A 16,058-nucleotide genomic window follows, 5' to 3' on the forward strand; every position below is an offset into this window, starting at 1 on the left:
GTTCTATACCAGGCCACAGGGCTGCATTTCCAATAAAATACGCTGGAATACCAGAAAATCAGGTGCTCCAGCGTCTATGTAACCGGTCAGGAATAAGTTGACATATAATCTATGATAATTCTGCAGATCATATACAGGGGAATCCTCGAAGAAACCTCAAATTCCTTAATAGCCTGATGAGAATGCTTAAACCCGACCAGAGAAATCTTACTGCATGACAGTAACCTGGACTTAGGATTGCAGCAGCATGAAATTACGCAGTTCCCCTTCTGGTGGGCTGTTACAGCCGAAGAAACCAGCTCCGGAGTCTGTCCGTTCAAAGATAAAATAAACAGAACATCCCGCTCTTTCAGCTTCGAAGCCTTTACCTGCATAATATTGGGATCATCCGTAAAGAAAACATCATAATCCAAAAGCTGTAATTTCAATGAAAACTCCTGACCCACATAGGTGGTAAGGCCTCTGGCAAACACTGATATCTGATGTGCCTCCTTTAAACACTGAATGACTGCCAGAATATCCGTCAGTGAAATCCGTTCATGTACAGCCTGAGCCTCAATGAGTGTTTTATTAAAAAGTTCATTCATGCTCTGAATCTCTTCACTTCTCGCCTTATTCCCGGAACGGTACCTTAATTCATTAAATCCATTCAGGCCGCACTTACGGATGGCTCTTGATACCGTAGAGGGTGAAGAATAAGTATCAAATGCAATATCAACAATAGACATTGCATGAAGAGTATTCTCATGGCTGTTGATAAAATTAATAATTTCCAGTTCCGTCTTTGTCAGATTCTCTATTATATCTGAGTCAAGTGAGATAATTATGAAAACCTCCCCCTTTCCATACCTTATCAGTCGCATAAATGCAACTTACCGGGCAAAAAAAATTCTTGCAGCCTCTTCCTTAGTCAGCGGGATCATCTTCATAATTTTGTTCATCTCTTCTACCGTAAATGTATTGCCTTTCCTCTTCATCTTACGATAAAATGTACATCTGCTTACTCCGATGGCATCTGCAATCGCTTCCTGAGTCAATGCTGACTCTGCCATCTTCTCTTTTAACATTTGTATATTCAAATAATACACCCCTTTCCAGTTGCATTAATGCTACTATTGTAATATAAGAATAGCTCATAGAAATTGAAAAGTCAATATGCAAATCGCAAAAATGCATCTGTTGTCGTTGCATTTTTGCAACATTGATGATATGATACCCATAAGAAACATTCAGGAGGTATGAACATGTCAGTCACTGGCCAGAGAATAAAGGAAAGAAGAACTCAATTAGAGATGAGCGCAGACGATGTAGCCGCCCGGTTAGGCGTTTCAAGGTCTACGATTTTCAGATATGAGAACGGACACATCGGGAAGGTTCCCGCTAATGTTTTAGAAAAACTGGCGGGCATACTGAAAACCACTCCTGCCTATTTAATGGGATGGCAGGATGAGTGTGCAGAATATCAGCATTCCGGCTGGGTGCATGGATCATTAGATACAGCCGGCGAAAGCTTTTTCAGGGAAGATGACGGTAAGGGTTACCACACAGATACTGAGCTGGAAACTGTTATCCAGCACGCTCACCCGGACGACATGAAAAAGATCATTGCCATGGCGAAGCTATACTTCACTTTGACAGATTCCGGGAAAAGAAAAGCCTATGATTATCTCATTGATTTGTCCGAACAGCCAAAATACCGGAAGCAGTTTCCTGACGCATTTTCTCCGGATGTGAAAGTAGAAAAAGGATAATTAATCCAGCTGTTCCATAAAGATTTTCCACCTGTAAAAAAACTTGCGTCTGGTAATAAAATCTTGCTGATTTGTAATTAATTGTATGATAAAATAAAATGTATTTTCCTCACAAACAATACTATAGAAAAGCAGGAACAGTTGAACTATGGAAGCAAAATTAGAAAAAAAATATGGGTTATTTACAGCCATCGCGATGGTTGTAGGCATCGTTATTGGAAGCGGTGTATTTTTTAAGGCCGAAAAGATTCTGACTGCAACAGGGGGTAATTTAAAGCAGGGCATTCTTGCATGGATCATCGGCGGTATCATTATGATTTCCTGTGCATACACGTTTTCAGTTATGGCTACAAAATATCAGTACATCAATGGTATTGTAGATTATGCAGAGGCGACGGTCGGAAAAACTTATGCCTATTATGTGGGCAGTTTTATGGCAATCATCTATTATCCTACGATTACCGCAGTTCTTGCATGGGTATCCGCACGGTACACCTGTGTAATCTTCGGTTTTTCCATAACCGGAGGAGAATGTATGACCATTGCCTGTCTTTACCTGATCTCCAGTTTTACAATCAACGCTTTATCTCCGGTTTTAGCAGGCAAATTCCAGGTAAGCACCACTGTCATTAAGCTGATTCCTCTCTTTTTAATGGCAATTATCGGAACGTTTACCGGTCTTCGCAACGGAATGACCACTTACAATTTTACTCATACCGTATCTGCAAGCACCTCCAATGGACTGTTTACAGCCATTGTCGCGGCCAGCTTTGCCTATGAGGGCTGGATCATCGCGACCTGTATCAATGCAGAGCTTAAAAATGCAAAAAGGAATTTACCCCTTGCTTTAATTTCCGGCACCTTAATCACCATGGCGGCGTACATCCTGTATTACATCGGTCTGGCTGGTACTGTTAAAAATGAGGTGATTATGGCAGGCGGCGAAGCTGGAGCCAAGCTTGCATTTGAAACAGTTTTTACCTCAATCGGAGGAAACCTGTTATTTGTGTTTGTTATTATCTCCTGCCTGGGTACCTTAAACGGGCTGATGCTTGGATGCACACGCGGAATCTATTCTCTGGCAGCGAGAGGTCTGGGACCGAAACCAAAGGTTTTCAGTCAGGTAGATCCTATGACGAACATGCCTGTTAACTCTGCAATTTTAGGGTTATTCCTCTGCGGCGTCTGGCTGTTTTATTTTTACGGAGCCAATCTGACTGCCAGCTGGTTTGGATTTTTCACTTTTGATTCTTCCGAACTGCCAATCGTTACTGTTTATGCTTTGTACGTTCCTATTTTTATTAACTTCATGGCAAAAGGCAAAGGACTTAACTTCTTTAACCGTATATTAATGCCCTGTTTATCCCTTGCAGGCTGTTTATTTATGATCATAGCGGCATGGTTTGCACACGGAATGGCTGTAGTTGCCTTCCTTATCGTATTTTTTGCTGTTATGATATTCAGTGCTTTGTTTTTGCGGGGATCAAAAGCGGAAGCTTAAATCAAATATATCAGTTACAGAATGCGGGGGGCTAATGAATACTTTTATTTATCTATATCCGGAGACGTCTTTTTTCGAGGTTGATCTGGTTGCTTATTTTATGAAGACCGTTGGAAATGTAACAATTTTGACTGACGATGATCGAATAATTGAAACAAACGAGGGCGTCCGGGTCATGGCTGATTTATCCATTGGCGAAATAAGCGCTGCAGATATTGATGTTCTGGTCATTTGTGGCGGTAATACAGATAATATAAAAAAATTATCTCAACTTAATAATTTAATTAGAGAATGTCAAAAGAAGAATAAGGTCATCGGCGGTATCTGTGCAGGAAAGAACATTGTAACAAAAGCGTTATGTATTGAAAATGATTCAAAACATACTCAAACCCTAGATGGTACCATTGTATTAAGCCCAGGAAATGAATATGTAGATTTTGCATTAGCTATTGGTAAAGCTGTAAATATTTATAAAGATGAAGCAGATTATCAGGAAACTATCACTTATTTTAAATTGTTTCAATATCCCGATAACGCTAGATAGGGGTAACACAAAAATCAGGGTTGGAATCCTCATGATAGAATTCCTGCCCTGATTTCTTGACTGACGGTTTTATTTGTGCTAACATAACAGTTGTTATGCCATAGTAAGATTGGAGCAAGCAAGCATGAAGAAGAATTGGGAGAGCCCGTCTTCACAGGAGTCCGATGCCGGAACAACCCGTGAACGGCTGATAAAAGCAGGTATAGAAGAATTTTATGAAAAAGGTTACAAACAGGCCAGCCTCCGTAAAATCTGTGCTGCCTGCGGCGTTACTACAGGTGCCTTTTATTTTCATTTTTCCGGAAAACAGCAGCTATTTTCCGCCATTGTAGAACCAGTTATTGAACAATGGACCTGTCTGGGTAATACACTTGCGGACCGGGAGCTTAAAGACCAGTCCACCGCACTGGACAACGACCGGGCTATGATGGACCTTGAACTAAGGCACCGCAGGGAAATACTCATATTGCTGGAAAAATCATCCGGCAGCGGAAAAGAAAATTTTCTGGATAATCTGAAGCAGGGGCTTAAAAAACATTTTATGACTCATTTTACCACGGCCATCGGTCATGTCCCCAATCCGGAGTTCATACAGCTTCTGGTAGATATGCGCATCTATGGAAACATTCAGCTTCTAAAAGGAAATTACAACAGAGCACAGACATTATTTTTTAATGATCTGCTGGCTCATTATGCGGAAGGCGGTTTTACATATTTAATTCAAAACTGTAAAGAAAGGTTATAGAAACCAGGGCAAGGTGCCCTGGTTTTTTTATATAACAAAAACAGGCAGCTGTTATGCTGCCACATTAAAAGGAGGTATTTTAACTATGAAACAACCAAACTACGGAAACTGGATTTCCAAATCCATGATGCAGTTTCTCTGGGCCGCAACCGCCGTCTTCCTGGCGCTCACCCTGCTTTTCACCTATCTGTTCCAGGTGAAGCTTCTGGCTGCTGCCACCCTGGTGCTGACCATATTATCAGCCATTTTATCCGTATACCATCAGATCTGCCGTCATGCGTTTTCCTTCTCAGGAAAAGGAGTGATGAGCGGCATCCATAAAGAATTGCTGAGTCATCTCCCCTGGAACGGAAACGGGACCCTTCTGGATATCGGCTGCGGCTCCGGCGCGCTTACCATTCGCTGCGCCAAAGCGTTTCCCAAAGCAGAAATAACGGGAATCGACTATTGGGGAGCGCAATGGAACTATGCCAAAGAACAATGCGAAGAAAACATGCGGATTGAACAGGTTCCACCCATCACCTTCCTAAAAGGCGATGCCGCCGCACTCCCTTTCCAGGATGAAAGCTTTGACGCCGTAATCAGCAATTTTGTCTTCCACGAAGTTATGACTCAGCCGGATAAACGCAAAGTCGTCCGTGAGGCACTCCGGGTAGTAAAAAAAGGCGGTGTTTTCGCCTTTCACGATTTATTTGAGCAGAAGAAACTATATGGCAATATGGAAGAATTGGTGGAAGAACTAAAAAAAGAGGGAATCACGAAAATCCATTATGTCCCGCATACAGAACATATGGATTGTATACCATCCTATGTAAAAGCACCATGGCTGCTGTCAGGCCTTGGAATGCTTTATGGGGTAAAATGAGTTCTTACAAAGGAAAATAAATCCGGAAAGAATCAAAGAAATCACTAAATACAAATATCCTACCAGAGAGTTTAAAGCAGCAGCCTCATTGTTTCTGTAAAACAAATATGAGGCTGCTGCTTTTACAGTAACTGCAATTTAAGAATAGCACTATACTAAATAAATACCCGTCAATAGCAAATCTGCGATTATATATGTTGCATTTTTGCAACATTAGTGGTATGATACATCCAGGAGGTAGTAAGATGTCAATAACCGGTCAACGAATTAAACAAAGAAGGAAACAATTACAGATGAGCGCAGACGATGTGGCGGATCTTTTAGGAGTTTCAAGATCTACTATTTTCAGATATGAAAACGGTTATATCGAGAAAGTCCCTGCAAATATTTTAGAAAAGCTAGCCGAGATTTTAAAAACGACTCCGGCGTATTTAATAGGCCGGCAGGATTATTACACTGATACCAGAGAGCTGAATATTGACCCTATTACCTGGCACAACAGTACTGTTAAGTTTGAAGACGAAATATTACTCAAAGAAACAGCTGATGACACCTACCGCACAGATGTAGGATCCAGATTCATTGAGCCAGGAATAATTCATGACGACAGTGACAAACTCGCCGCCATAACTGCAATTTATTTGACACTGACTGATGCAGAAAAGAAGAAAGCCTACGATTATTTTATAAACTTATCAAAGCAGACAGAATCCGGAAAACAGCGGTGAACAACTGGAGCCTGTTCCAGATTATAACATTTTTAAGTTCCTAACGATTATTTGGCATAACCCTCAAAGTGTTTCTATTTTAATTTTATAAATATCCGCTGTTTTCCCCTCATACTCAAAACTTCTTTCATATACTCCACCATTCTTTTTTATGGTTTTTATGGAAGGTATATTGTCTTGTTCTACCGACAAGTGTAATTCTGATAAGCCAGCCTCTTTTGCAATAACCAGCAGCTGTTTGAGCATCTCCGTTGCAATGCCTTTGCGTCTGAAAGTAGGTCTTACGCTGTATCCGCAATTTCCAAAATTCATTAAAAAATCATTAAGTGTATGTCTCAAATCAATAATACCTACGATATTTTTCGCTTTATTATCGATTGCAAAAAAAGTATCTGTTACCACCCAGTTCGGATTGACGGTATTTGGATTAGAGTTATCGATCACTGATTTTAACCAGTCCTCATAAGATTCTGTTTTATCAAATAATTCACTGCCATTTATAATTTGCTCACCAAAATTAAAATGTTCTTTTCTATAATCTATGGCTTTTTCCTTTAGTTCAATTGTTGGTCTCACTAATAGTATATCCGGCTTTTCATCTGACTCCTTCAAATCCATTGTTTCGTTCTCCTATTTAAAATATTTATATTCTTCTATCTCAACATTTCCTTTATTTTCTGTAACATTTCACTTATCTGGCTCCTGCTAATATCAGTAACATTACTCCACATTTGTACACCTTGATAACTATATAAGAGCAGGTCTATGATTGGTTCAGGATTTGTTTTTATAAATTCCCCTCGTTCCATTCCATAGTTCAATAGTCGTTGCCATTTTTTTCTTCCAATATCATTTATTTTTTCAAATAAATCAGACTTTCTTGTAACTGCATATTCATAGATAGCTAAACTTAAGGAATCTTTTTTATTAAGCATTTCTTCTTCTAAGACAGAAAATATTTCATCTAAAATAATATCTGCTTTAATACCACGATTCATCTTTTCGTTTATATTATCAATACTACCATCTGAAAAGCCTTTAATAATCTCTTCAAATATATGATCTGTATTTTCATAATGCCGATACAGTCCACCCCTGCTTAATCCCGTCTTATCACAAATATCTTTCATAGTAACTTGAGTAAATCCCTTTACAGCAAACAATTCATATGCTTTTTCCAATATTAACTGTTTCGTCAGTTCACCCTTACTTCCCATCCTTGTACCTACTTTAATATTAAAAAATAAAATGTTTGTTTGCGACACATATGTCTCTTTTAAGATTATGCGACACCCGTGTCTCTTTGTCAATACTTTGCTGCCTTTTAATAAAAATATTTATACCTAAATACTACCAATAGATATCAATATTCTTCTTAATTATAGTTTCCTGACACTTCAATTTCTCTCGCAAGGCACTTCAACTCTCTTACTGAATCCTCTATGGTGTCACTCAAAACCGACAATTTAAGGATCTGCAAAAGTCTTTCATAACAATTGTCCGGTTTATTTTCAAAACGCCGAATATACTCTTCCATTCTTTTGCGGCTTGGAAAATACGTATGATTCAGTGCATACAGCGCCTGGAGCAGATGATCTAACGAGTTTTCCAGCACCTGATGATAAAAAAGAGCTTCTTTTCTCAAGATCACTCTTCCTAAGTCCTCTTCATTAAGCACCCTGGAGATATGAAATTGAAACAGCTTATGAAACAATTCAGCCGGAGGTCTCTTTACCATTGCTTTCATATCTGACCAAACAGAATCCTCTTCATATAATATATTAATAGTTTCAATACTGGACAATCTTCCGGTTGGATAAAAACCGCCAGACATTCCCAGATGTTTTCCCTGCAATGTTTCTTCCACGTACAACATCATCTCTTTCACGGTAAAATACATTGGCATAACTTCAATTCCATTAATCACCAGTATATCTCCATACCCCCACATACCACCATTGCATACATTCATGAAGCAATCTGAATACTGTCCCGCAAAGGCAGAGTATATTAACTCACGTTCTTTCTTTTCCGGAATGTCCGTACAAAGAACAAACAAATCAATATCACTCTGTCCTGGCACCAGTATTGCATTTATATCACCTGTCTGAGCTATTCCTTTCACCTCTTTACACTTTGATATTTCACATACCAGATTATCTTTTATCTGAAGAACATCCATATTTCTAATCTCCTTTACCTTTACCTTTACCATTCAGTACTTTACCAATGGTATAAAAAGCATACCACCGGTAACAAAAAGAATCAATCTAAACACCAATAACATTATATCTGAAATTGAAGATGTACCGGGAATAAATATTATTTTACTCATCCGTTCTTACCTCCTAAAATAATTGTTGAGGCCAGCTTCAAAACTTCTTCCAGGCGTTTTAATTCTCCCTCTGCTATCTGTCTTCCGGCATCAGTTATGACGTATTCCTTTTTCTTGCTGTCAAATTCATCATCATAAGGAATAATCCACTTTTTCTTTACCAATGCATTAACAGCTCCATACAAAGTACCTGCGCCCAAAACAACCCGCCCATCCGTTACTTTGTCTATAAACTGCATAATTCCATATCCATGATTCGGTTTATACACAGCCAACAGGACAAGAAAGGTCGTTTCAGTCAATGCACCGCCTTTTATGTTATCCCGAATAATTATCGCTCCCATCTATACTACGTTTACTGTAATAAATATATCACTAAACGTAATAAAATTCAAGCTTTCTTAACGGAACTTTAATTGACATTCCAAATTCTTTTATGTAAAATACCCAGTAGTTAACACTGAAGTAGCAAGACTTTTGTTGTAAATATATTTTGCAGCAAGGGTTTTTTTAATTGAAATAAAATAAATTTTACAAAGAGGATGACATGGAATCACTATCAAAGAAATCAAATATTTCTAAATTAACATTAGGAGGAGTCCTGGTAACATTAGGTGTTGTATATGGAGATATCGGTACTTCGCCGCTATATGTAATGAAATCCGTACTATACGGGAACGGAGGTATTCAGACTGTCTCAGAAAATTTTATACTTGGAACCCTGTCCCTGGTATTCTGGACACTCACTATTTTAACAAGCATAAAATATGTATTTATTACATTAAGGGCTGACAACACTGGAGAAGGCGGTATCTTTTCACTTTTTACACTGGTCAGGAGCCGTTCCAGATGGCTGATTATCCCTGCAATGATCGGAGGTTCTGCGCTGTTAGCAGACGGTATGCTGACTCCGGCAGTAACCGTGACATCAGCTGTTGAAGGTCTGAAACTGCTGCCTGTTTTTCACCAACTTTTCGGAGAAAATCAGGGAAATATCATTGCTCTGGTTATTTTAATAATCTGTATTCTGTTTTTTATTCAGCACATAGGCACTGATTCCATTGGTAAACTGTTCGGTCCCATCATGTTTTTATGGTTCTGCAGCTTAGCCCTTTTTGGTGTTATTAATCTCGCGCAAAACCCCTTCCTGCTGCGTGCATTATCACCCCATTATGCTATCAATATACTTTTCAGCCCCCACAATAAACTTGGTTTTTTTATTCTTGGAAGCATATTTTTGTGTTCAACCGGAGCGGAAGCACTTTACTCCGATTTGGGACATGTAGGCAGAAAGAATATTTACTTTACCTGGCCATTTGTTAAAATATGTTTATTACTCAACTATTTCGGCCAGGGTGCGTGGATTTTATCCTCAAAAAACAACCCTGCTTTCGCCTTAACAGAAGATATCAATCCGTTTTATCAGATGATTCCCAATGGTCTGCTTGTATACGGCATCATAATTTCTACCCTTGCCGCCATCATAGCATCTCAGGCCCTAATATCAGGTTCCTTTACACTTGTATCAGAAGCAATAAAACTGAACTTGTTTCCAAGACTCCATACCATATACCCTTCCCCCTCCAAGGGACAGCTTTATATTCCTGCAATCAACCGGATTCTGTGGATTGTCTGTATTGGAATTGTACTTTACTTTCAAAGTTCCGAGAAAATGGAATCAGCGTATGGACTTGCCATAACAGTCACCATGCTTATGACTACCATTCTGCTTTTTAACTATATGCTGAAGAAGAAAACGCCCATTCTGCTTGCTGTTATCATGCTTATTTTCTTTATGAGTTTTGAAATTTCATTCTTCATAGCAAATATAGTTAAATTTTTCCATGGAGGATTTGTAGCCATTATCATTGCTGTATCCATCTTATTTATCATGTATCTCTGGGACAGAGCTCATGTGATACGGGTTCGCTATGAGGAATTTGTACCCATTGATAATTATTTAGAATTACTGACACAGTTAAGTCAGGACCCGAAAGTTCCCAAATATGCCAGCAATCTGGTGTGCTTAAGCAAATGTCCGAATCCGAAACAAATTGAACGTAAAATATTGTACTTTCTTCTGGATAAACGGCCAAAAAAAGCCGATGTTTACTGGTTTGTAGACGTTAATGTAACAGATGAGCCTTATCAGGCAGAATACACGGTGGAAAAATTCAATACAAACAACATTATAAAAATCCAGTTAAAACTGGGCTTCCGTATCGATCAAAATCTTAATGTATTTTTACGGCAGATATCAACAGAACTGGTGGAAAACAAAGAAATTGAACCGCAGTCAAACAGTTACTCCATTCTTCCAAACCGCAAGCTGGGAGATTTTCGTTTCGTATTTATCCAGGAAATTTTATCTCATGATGCCACATTATCCGCCTGGGATTCCTTCGTATTAAATACCAAACTTTTTATACAGAAGTTCACAGCTTCCCCATCAAACTGGTTCGGACTTGACACCAGTGATGTTTATATTGAAAAAGTTCCAATGTTCCTGGGACATTCAAACCAGGTTATTTTAAAAAGAGTGGATAGAAAAATGAAGTAAAATCATTTGAAAAAGACCATCCTGCTTCCGGCAAGACGGTCTCTTTTTATCAACAAACAAAATATGAAATTAGCATAAGTTCTCCATTCTTCTTTATGGAAGACAGTTCTCTTTATTGCTGAAAGTTCAGTAAAAACGCCAGAGCAATGAAACCAGCCACCATAAGCACCCATAAAATGCTGATTATCATAGCAATAATATTTACGGCACTCCGGCTTTCGCTGTTTCGTACACAGACAATAGAAAGGCATAGTCCTAAAAGTACAAAGACCATGTTTGCTGCGGACCAGATACCTTGTATCCCGCCTGATAAAGTGAACTTGAATAAAATCGGAATAAAGGTTGCTAATGGTAAAACACTGATGATCAATGCAGCAATACTTAATTTTTGAAATTTTTTCTTTTCCATAATAATTACCTCATTTCTTTCTTTCCAAATTGGAGGACGGACAATGTCAGTGCCAGTCCAAAGACCAGTACTGCACAGGGCAGGAACGGGAACAATGAAAGCGCTGCACCGGAATCTGCTGCGGTATAATCATGCAGCGAACATGAAACCAAATAGCCGCTGTAACAATATGGATAGACGACCCAAATCGGCGTATTGGCAAACAGAACACCAGGAATGACAAGGAACATGTTTAACCCCACAGATAACAGCGGTTTTTCAAACAGAACTGTAATTGCCCACATCACAGCTAAGCAGGGCAGCATGGTAAGGAACAGACCCACACACCATTTCAGCAGGTAAAGCACCGGCATCGTCTCTGTTATTCCCATCATACCGGTGGCAATCATACCGGCGATGATGAATACTATGAGGAACACAACCATTTCCAGAAAAAGATAAAACATAAGTATACAGAATTTTGCCAGCGATAACTGATACCTGCTTACCGGAAGTGCCAGCATTTTCAGTATGCCGTTATTCTGTATTTCCCGGTCGGCAATCATCACACAGACCACGATCATGGAGAATGGCAGCAGATAATATGCATAGACAAGAGCACTTTGAATAAACATAGCGCGCCACGCGTTTGTATATTCCGGCGTAAAATAACTGCTCAAATTGGCAATTCCTGATACCACTACCAACAATGGAGCTATAAAAATCAAGGGTACAATTTTCGAACGTTTCACTTTTGTCAACTCAATTTTCAGTAATTCATAAAAATTCATTTTACGACCTCCTTACTCATAGTGCAGGTTCTTGGACATCCATAATCCTGCACCCAGGAGAAGGACGGTTTCAGCCACAGATATAATTGCTACGATCCTGTCAGGCTGTGCGCTCATGGCAACCGCCGGCTTCAACATAACGATAAACGGATGCACCAGAAGCAGCCGGGCATTGGATGTTGCCAAAGCCATGCCGCTCAAAAATCCTGCTACCCCAATGCCAAGAGGAACCCATATATTTTCAAAGCGGGAGGAAACCAACAGCATAAAGGACAACATCGGCATAGAGGTAAGAAACGAATACCCGGCAAAGTTAACCAGTGTCCCAAACTCAAACGAGCCCTGGGGCAGGTCTGTTATTCCAATCTGCATGAGAGCCAGATTTTGCAGAACGACGGCCGTAAACAACATCACAGTCAAAATTAGGAATTTACAAAAATACATGGCAGGAACACTGGCAGGAAGCATATAGATTTTCTTGACGGCATTTCCCTTAAACTCCATGTTGTAAATCATACAGGCAGCAACTACAATACCAAACATATTCAGTACCATTATCATCCCATATAGCTGCGTAAGCAGAACATCCATCGGAGGCAGTGACAGGGCCAACAGCGTATCCTTCCGTACAAGGAAGTTGACAAACGCATAGGCAGCTCCTAAAATCCCGACTGCCAGCAGCAGGGGGATTATGCCGGTCCGTTTTTCTTTCTTCAGTTCAATCATAAGCGTTTTCATAGCTTAGCCCTCTGCTTTCTGTCCGCATTGTCCTTATCTATCATGGAAAGGAACATATCCTCCAGATTATCCGCAGCGAATCCTGCCTGTAATGCGCTCTGCCTCAGTTCAGCCATACTTCCTTCAAACAGCAGATTCCCATGGTTAAGGATACCGATGTCGTCCGCCATCAATTCAATTTCCGAAAGCATATGGGATGAAATTAATATTGTGCAGTGGTAGAGACTGGGCAGTGATTTCACCAGATTGCGGATTTCATGGATGCCGGATGGATCAAGTCCGTTAGTCGGTTCATCCAGAATAAGAATGGGGGGTCTGCCAAGCAGCGCGCCCGCAAGTCCCAAACGCTGTTTCATGCCCAGAGAATATTTTTTTGCCAGCCGGCTGCCAAATTCTGTAAGGCCCACCAGCCCCAGTGCATCTTCCACCGTTTCTTCCGGCAAGCCTAAAATCCTTCGTATGATATCAAGGTTCTCACGTCCTGTCAGATTTGCATAATACGAAGGGGATTCAATAAAAGAACCAATTTCTTTGAGGATTGCCAGCCGGTCACCAGGAAAGTGTTTCCCGTCAATAGTAAAACTTCCTTTTGTGGAGGCAGTAAGCCCTAACAGCATTTTCATGGTGGTGGACTTTCCCGCACCATTCGGACCCAGGAAACCGTAAATGCTGCCTTTCCGAATGTGAAGGGATACGTTGTTGACAGAAGTGAAGTCTTTATATTTTTTCGTCAACTGGTCTGTTGTGATAATGTAATCCATAGAAACAACTCCTTTCGATGCTTTCATGATACAACACCAATCTGACATCTACATTCCCGTCTCCTTACTTTTACATTACTTTTGGGAAAGAGTATACGCAACCACTGCCTGCTATGTTATAATGGCCTCATCGGAGGGTACACTATGGACAATTTATTTTTACAAAATAAAAAGCTTCTGCTTGTTGATGATGAGCTGGACCTGCTTAAAATGGTAACTGCCATTCTAAGGGATAATGGCTTCGAGAATATCACTACCGCTTCTACGGTCGGAGAAGGCGTTGCTGCTGCCCAAAAGGAAGCACCTGACCTGGCAGTTCTGGATGTCATGCTGCCGGATGGAGATGGATTTTCTTTAATGCAGCAACTGCGGTTATTTACCAACGTGCCGGTTATTTTTCTTACGGCAAAGGACGAGGCAGCGGATAAACTGGCTGGACTGGGCCTTGGTGCAGACGATTATATCGCTAAACCATTTCTGCCTCAGGAATTACTGCTACGCATCTACGCAGTTTTGCGCCGCTGCTATAAGGAAGACGAACAGCTGATACCGTTGGCCGGATGCACCATTGACTTCAGCCGGGCTGAAATCCACAAGGCAGATGAGATCATCCCGCTGACCGCAAAGGAATATACCTTATTAGAGGTTCTCGCAAGAAATGACGGTAAAATCGTCACGGTAGACTCACTGTGCGAAGCCCTTTGGGGTGATAATCCATTTGGATATGAAAACAGTCTGAATGCCCATGTGCGGCGCATCCGGGAAAAGATTGAAGCAGACCCGTCAAAGCCGGTTTCCCTTATAACAATAAAAGGATTGGGCTATAAACTTAATACAAGGAAGTGAAGCCATGAAATCATTTGTGAGATATATTCTAAAATACATGATCTCCTTTGCAGCCGTTATCCTGGTACTCCTCTTAATCAATGTGATAGCTTTTTGTCTTACTTTTGGCCGCGCATTGACAAAAGATTATGGGGAAACTTCCCCTCAAAATTTACTGGAGGAAACTGCGGCGGCCTGCTCAGCAGATGGAATATCCGAAGAAGCTGCCCAAAAGCTGAAGCACAATCAAATATGGGCTGTATTCCTGAATCAGGAAGGCAGATGTGTATGGTCAGCAAATGCACCGGAGGATCTTCCAGTATCCTATACCATTCAGGACGTTGCCCTGTTTTCAAAGGGCTATCTTAACGATTTCCCTGTATTTGTCCGAAACACGGAAGACGGACTGTTAATATTAGGTTATCCCAAAGACAGCTATACAAAAATTACCGGTAATTATTTTTCATTGCAGGCAATCCGGCTTCTGCCGTTTTATATTACGGCTATACTGGTGATAGACTGTCTGATTTTATTTGCTGCTTATTATCTGTCCAAACGAAAGATTGTTAAGAACACGGAGCCAATCATTTCCTCCTTAAAAAACCTTTCTGACGGCATACCGGTTTCTCTGTCCATTAGCGGAGAACTGTCAGAGTTAGCCGACAGCGTAAACAAATCTTCCCGGATACTCAGCAGGCAAAACCAGGCGCGGGCCAACTGGATCAGCGGCGTCTCCCATGACATCCGAACACCGCTTTCGATAATAATGGGATACGCAGATCGCATTATGCATGATGAAACTTCAAGCAAAACAGTCAAAGATCAGGCAGAAATCGTAAAGATGCAAAGCATTAAAATCAAAGAACTCGTACAGGACTTAAATCTGGTGTCCAGACTGGAATATGACATGCAGCCAATAAACAAAACCCAGGTACGCATTCGTTCATTGATGCGCTCGTATCTGGCAGAACTGCTGAATACCGGTATATCGGATGCCTATTCCATAGAACTTAAAATTGAACCTGCTGCTGAAACAGTCATATTTGAGTGTGACGCCCGGCTGATCTCACGGGCTATCGCTAATTTAGTACAGAACAGCATTCGTCATAACCCGAAAGGCTGCGCCATCACGCTTCTTTTGGAGGATAGGGAAACCTCTTTCTCTATTACTGTTGCAGATAATGGTACAGGGCTGTCAGCAGAAAAGCTAAAGGAACTGGAAGAAAAACCGCACTACATGGAAAGTACTGATGAACGGTTAGATTTGCGGCATGGTCTGGGACTTATACTTGTCCGGCAGATCGTGGAAGCTCACGGCGGTGCGATACAAATAGAAAGTAAAGTCCTGCAAGGATATAAAACAGTTTTAACATTCCCAAAAGCATAAAAAGTCTGAAACAATTGGCGTTGATTCATTTTTAGTGAATTAACGCCTTTTTCTGTATCCTGCTATCAGAAATCGAGGAAAAATTACATGCTAAAGGAGGAAAAATTACATGTTCCTGTTAATTCATGAAATAGGTATT

At 40.5% G+C, this 16,058-nt stretch carries 19 protein-coding genes; 9 read left to right on the forward strand and 10 right to left on the reverse strand.

Translation table 11 applies throughout. The annotated features are described in order from the left end of the window. Positions 1-86: 86 nt before the first annotated feature. Positions 87-863 (reverse strand): MurR/RpiR family transcriptional regulator, encoded by a 777-nt coding sequence (locus DS742_RS18985; protein ID WP_242996618.1) that lies wholly within the window; start codon positions 861-863, stop codon positions 87-89. A 9-nt stretch (positions 864-872) separates the two neighbouring features. Beyond that, the gene (locus tag DS742_RS18990) at positions 873-1,079 is read right to left on the reverse strand and encodes a hypothetical protein (protein ID WP_205692775.1); all 207 of its coding nucleotides are present in this window, start codon (positions 1,077-1,079) and stop codon (positions 873-875) included. 165 nt (positions 1,080-1,244) lie between these two features. Between DS742_RS18990 and DS742_RS18995 the strand changes: the two genes are divergently transcribed. The 6 genes from DS742_RS18995 (at position 1,245) to DS742_RS19020 (ending at position 6,134) form a co-directional block, all read left to right on the forward strand. Beyond that, complete coding sequence (locus DS742_RS18995) at positions 1,245-1,751, forward strand: helix-turn-helix domain-containing protein (RefSeq protein ID WP_117418550.1); 507 nt, start codon at positions 1,245-1,247, stop codon at positions 1,749-1,751. Between the two features lie 148 nt (positions 1,752-1,899). Continuing rightward, positions 1,900-3,252, forward strand: coding sequence for an APC family permease (locus DS742_RS19000; RefSeq protein ID WP_117418551.1), 1,353 nt, complete (start codon positions 1,900-1,902; stop codon positions 3,250-3,252). Positions 3,253-3,286: 34 nt separating this feature from the next. Beyond that, positions 3,287-3,796 carry a DJ-1/PfpI family protein gene (locus DS742_RS19005; RefSeq protein WP_117418552.1) on the forward strand — a complete coding sequence of 170 codons (510 nt, stop codon included), beginning with the start codon at positions 3,287-3,289 and terminating at the stop codon, positions 3,794-3,796. A gap of 124 nt (positions 3,797-3,920) precedes the next feature. Beyond that, the gene (locus tag DS742_RS19010; protein WP_117418553.1) at positions 3,921-4,541 is read left to right on the forward strand and encodes a TetR/AcrR family transcriptional regulator; all 621 of its coding nucleotides are present in this window, start codon (positions 3,921-3,923) and stop codon (positions 4,539-4,541) included. Positions 4,542-4,626: 85 nt separating this feature from the next. Continuing rightward, the gene (locus tag DS742_RS19015; protein ID WP_117418554.1) at positions 4,627-5,406 is read left to right on the forward strand and encodes a class I SAM-dependent methyltransferase; all 780 of its coding nucleotides are present in this window, start codon (positions 4,627-4,629) and stop codon (positions 5,404-5,406) included. Positions 5,407-5,651: 245 nt separating this feature from the next. Further along, entirely contained in the window at positions 5,652-6,134 is a 483-nt protein-coding gene (locus DS742_RS19020) for a helix-turn-helix domain-containing protein (RefSeq protein ID WP_117418555.1), read from the forward strand. A gap of 63 nt (positions 6,135-6,197) precedes the next feature. Here the strand turns inward: DS742_RS19020 and DS742_RS19025 are convergent, their stop codons facing one another. The 4 genes from DS742_RS19025 to DS742_RS19040 form a co-directional block, all read right to left on the reverse strand. Next, complete coding sequence (locus DS742_RS19025) at positions 6,198-6,752, reverse strand: GNAT family N-acetyltransferase (RefSeq protein ID WP_117418556.1); 555 nt, start codon at positions 6,750-6,752, stop codon at positions 6,198-6,200. A 35-nt stretch (positions 6,753-6,787) separates the two neighbouring features. After that, the gene (locus tag DS742_RS19030) at positions 6,788-7,351 is read right to left on the reverse strand and encodes a TetR/AcrR family transcriptional regulator (protein WP_170313524.1); all 564 of its coding nucleotides are present in this window, start codon (positions 7,349-7,351) and stop codon (positions 6,788-6,790) included. A 158-nt stretch (positions 7,352-7,509) separates the two neighbouring features. Beyond that, the gene (locus DS742_RS19035) at positions 7,510-8,316 is read right to left on the reverse strand and encodes a hypothetical protein (RefSeq protein ID WP_117418558.1); all 807 of its coding nucleotides are present in this window, start codon (positions 8,314-8,316) and stop codon (positions 7,510-7,512) included. Positions 8,317-8,465: 149 nt separating this feature from the next. Continuing rightward, positions 8,466-8,813: a PadR family transcriptional regulator gene (locus DS742_RS19040; protein WP_346065938.1), complete on the reverse strand. Its 348-nt coding sequence runs from the start codon at positions 8,811-8,813 to the stop codon at positions 8,466-8,468. 203 nt (positions 8,814-9,016) lie between these two features. Between DS742_RS19040 and DS742_RS19045 the strand changes: the two genes are divergently transcribed. Continuing rightward, a complete protein-coding gene (locus DS742_RS19045) occupies positions 9,017-11,029 on the forward strand; it encodes a KUP/HAK/KT family potassium transporter (RefSeq protein ID WP_117418559.1) in 2,013 nt (670 codons plus the stop codon). 112 nt (positions 11,030-11,141) lie between these two features. On the opposite strand, the gene DS742_RS19050 is transcribed toward DS742_RS19045, so the two are convergent. Genes DS742_RS19050 through DS742_RS19065 form a run of 4 tightly spaced genes read right to left on the reverse strand, consistent with a single transcriptional unit; the run spans position 11,142 to position 13,707 of the window. Next, on the reverse strand, positions 11,142-11,438 hold the full coding sequence (locus DS742_RS19050; RefSeq protein WP_117418560.1) for a hypothetical protein: 297 nt from the start codon (positions 11,436-11,438) through the stop codon (positions 11,142-11,144). A gap of 5 nt (positions 11,439-11,443) precedes the next feature. Next, complete coding sequence (locus DS742_RS19055; RefSeq protein ID WP_117418561.1) at positions 11,444-12,208, reverse strand: ABC transporter permease; 765 nt, start codon at positions 12,206-12,208, stop codon at positions 11,444-11,446. A gap of 12 nt (positions 12,209-12,220) precedes the next feature. Beyond that, positions 12,221-12,946, reverse strand: coding sequence for an ABC transporter permease (locus tag DS742_RS19060; protein ID WP_117418562.1), 726 nt, complete (start codon positions 12,944-12,946; stop codon positions 12,221-12,223). After that, the gene (locus tag DS742_RS19065) at positions 12,943-13,707 is read right to left on the reverse strand and encodes an ABC transporter ATP-binding protein (RefSeq protein WP_117418563.1); all 765 of its coding nucleotides are present in this window, start codon (positions 13,705-13,707) and stop codon (positions 12,943-12,945) included. Before DS742_RS19065 ends, DS742_RS19060 begins: the two co-directional genes overlap by 4 nt. A gap of 144 nt (positions 13,708-13,851) precedes the next feature. Between DS742_RS19065 and DS742_RS19070 the strand changes: the two genes are divergently transcribed. Next, positions 13,852-14,553, forward strand: coding sequence for a response regulator transcription factor (locus DS742_RS19070; protein ID WP_117418564.1), 702 nt, complete (start codon positions 13,852-13,854; stop codon positions 14,551-14,553). Positions 14,554-14,557: 4 nt separating this feature from the next. After that, complete coding sequence (locus tag DS742_RS19075) at positions 14,558-15,919, forward strand: sensor histidine kinase (protein WP_117418565.1); 1,362 nt, start codon at positions 14,558-14,560, stop codon at positions 15,917-15,919. The last annotated feature ends 139 nt before the right edge of the window (positions 15,920-16,058 follow it).

Source organism: Lacrimispora amygdalina (assembly GCF_003432035.1).
GTDB classification, from domain to species: Bacteria; Bacillota; Clostridia; order Lachnospirales; family Lachnospiraceae; genus Lacrimispora; species Lacrimispora amygdalina.

Bases quoted from the DNA above. Each gene is read 5' to 3' on its own strand.
- DS742_RS18985 (WP_242996618.1), bottom strand. From the start codon at position 863: ATGCGACTGATAAGGTATGGAAAGGGGGAGGTTTTCATAATTATCTCA.
- DS742_RS18995 (WP_117418550.1), top strand. From the start codon at position 1,245: ATGTCAGTCACTGGCCAGAGAATAAAGGAAAGAAGAACTCAATTAGAG.
- DS742_RS19000 (WP_117418551.1), top strand. From the start codon at position 1,900: ATGGAAGCAAAATTAGAAAAAAAATATGGGTTATTTACAGCCATCGCG.
- DS742_RS19005 (WP_117418552.1), top strand. From the start codon at position 3,287: ATGAATACTTTTATTTATCTATATCCGGAGACGTCTTTTTTCGAGGTT.
- DS742_RS19010 (WP_117418553.1), top strand. From the start codon at position 3,921: ATGAAGAAGAATTGGGAGAGCCCGTCTTCACAGGAGTCCGATGCCGGA.
- DS742_RS19015 (WP_117418554.1), top strand. From the start codon at position 4,627: ATGAAACAACCAAACTACGGAAACTGGATTTCCAAATCCATGATGCAG.
- DS742_RS19020 (WP_117418555.1), top strand. From the start codon at position 5,652: ATGTCAATAACCGGTCAACGAATTAAACAAAGAAGGAAACAATTACAG.
- DS742_RS19025 (WP_117418556.1), bottom strand. From the start codon at position 6,752: ATGGATTTGAAGGAGTCAGATGAAAAGCCGGATATACTATTAGTGAGA.
- DS742_RS19030 (WP_170313524.1), bottom strand. From the start codon at position 7,351: ATGGGAAGTAAGGGTGAACTGACGAAACAGTTAATATTGGAAAAAGCA.
- DS742_RS19035 (WP_117418558.1), bottom strand. From the start codon at position 8,316: ATGGATGTTCTTCAGATAAAAGATAATCTGGTATGTGAAATATCAAAG.
- DS742_RS19040 (WP_346065938.1), bottom strand. From the start codon at position 8,813: ATGGGAGCGATAATTATTCGGGATAACATAAAAGGCGGTGCATTGACT.
- DS742_RS19045 (WP_117418559.1), top strand. From the start codon at position 9,017: ATGGAATCACTATCAAAGAAATCAAATATTTCTAAATTAACATTAGGA.
- DS742_RS19050 (WP_117418560.1), bottom strand. From the start codon at position 11,438: ATGGAAAAGAAAAAATTTCAAAAATTAAGTATTGCTGCATTGATCATC.
- DS742_RS19055 (WP_117418561.1), bottom strand. From the start codon at position 12,208: ATGAATTTTTATGAATTACTGAAAATTGAGTTGACAAAAGTGAAACGT.
- DS742_RS19060 (WP_117418562.1), bottom strand. From the start codon at position 12,946: ATGAAAACGCTTATGATTGAACTGAAGAAAGAAAAACGGACCGGCATA.
- DS742_RS19065 (WP_117418563.1), bottom strand. From the start codon at position 13,707: ATGGATTACATTATCACAACAGACCAGTTGACGAAAAAATATAAAGAC.
- DS742_RS19070 (WP_117418564.1), top strand. From the start codon at position 13,852: ATGGACAATTTATTTTTACAAAATAAAAAGCTTCTGCTTGTTGATGAT.
- DS742_RS19075 (WP_117418565.1), top strand. From the start codon at position 14,558: ATGAAATCATTTGTGAGATATATTCTAAAATACATGATCTCCTTTGCA.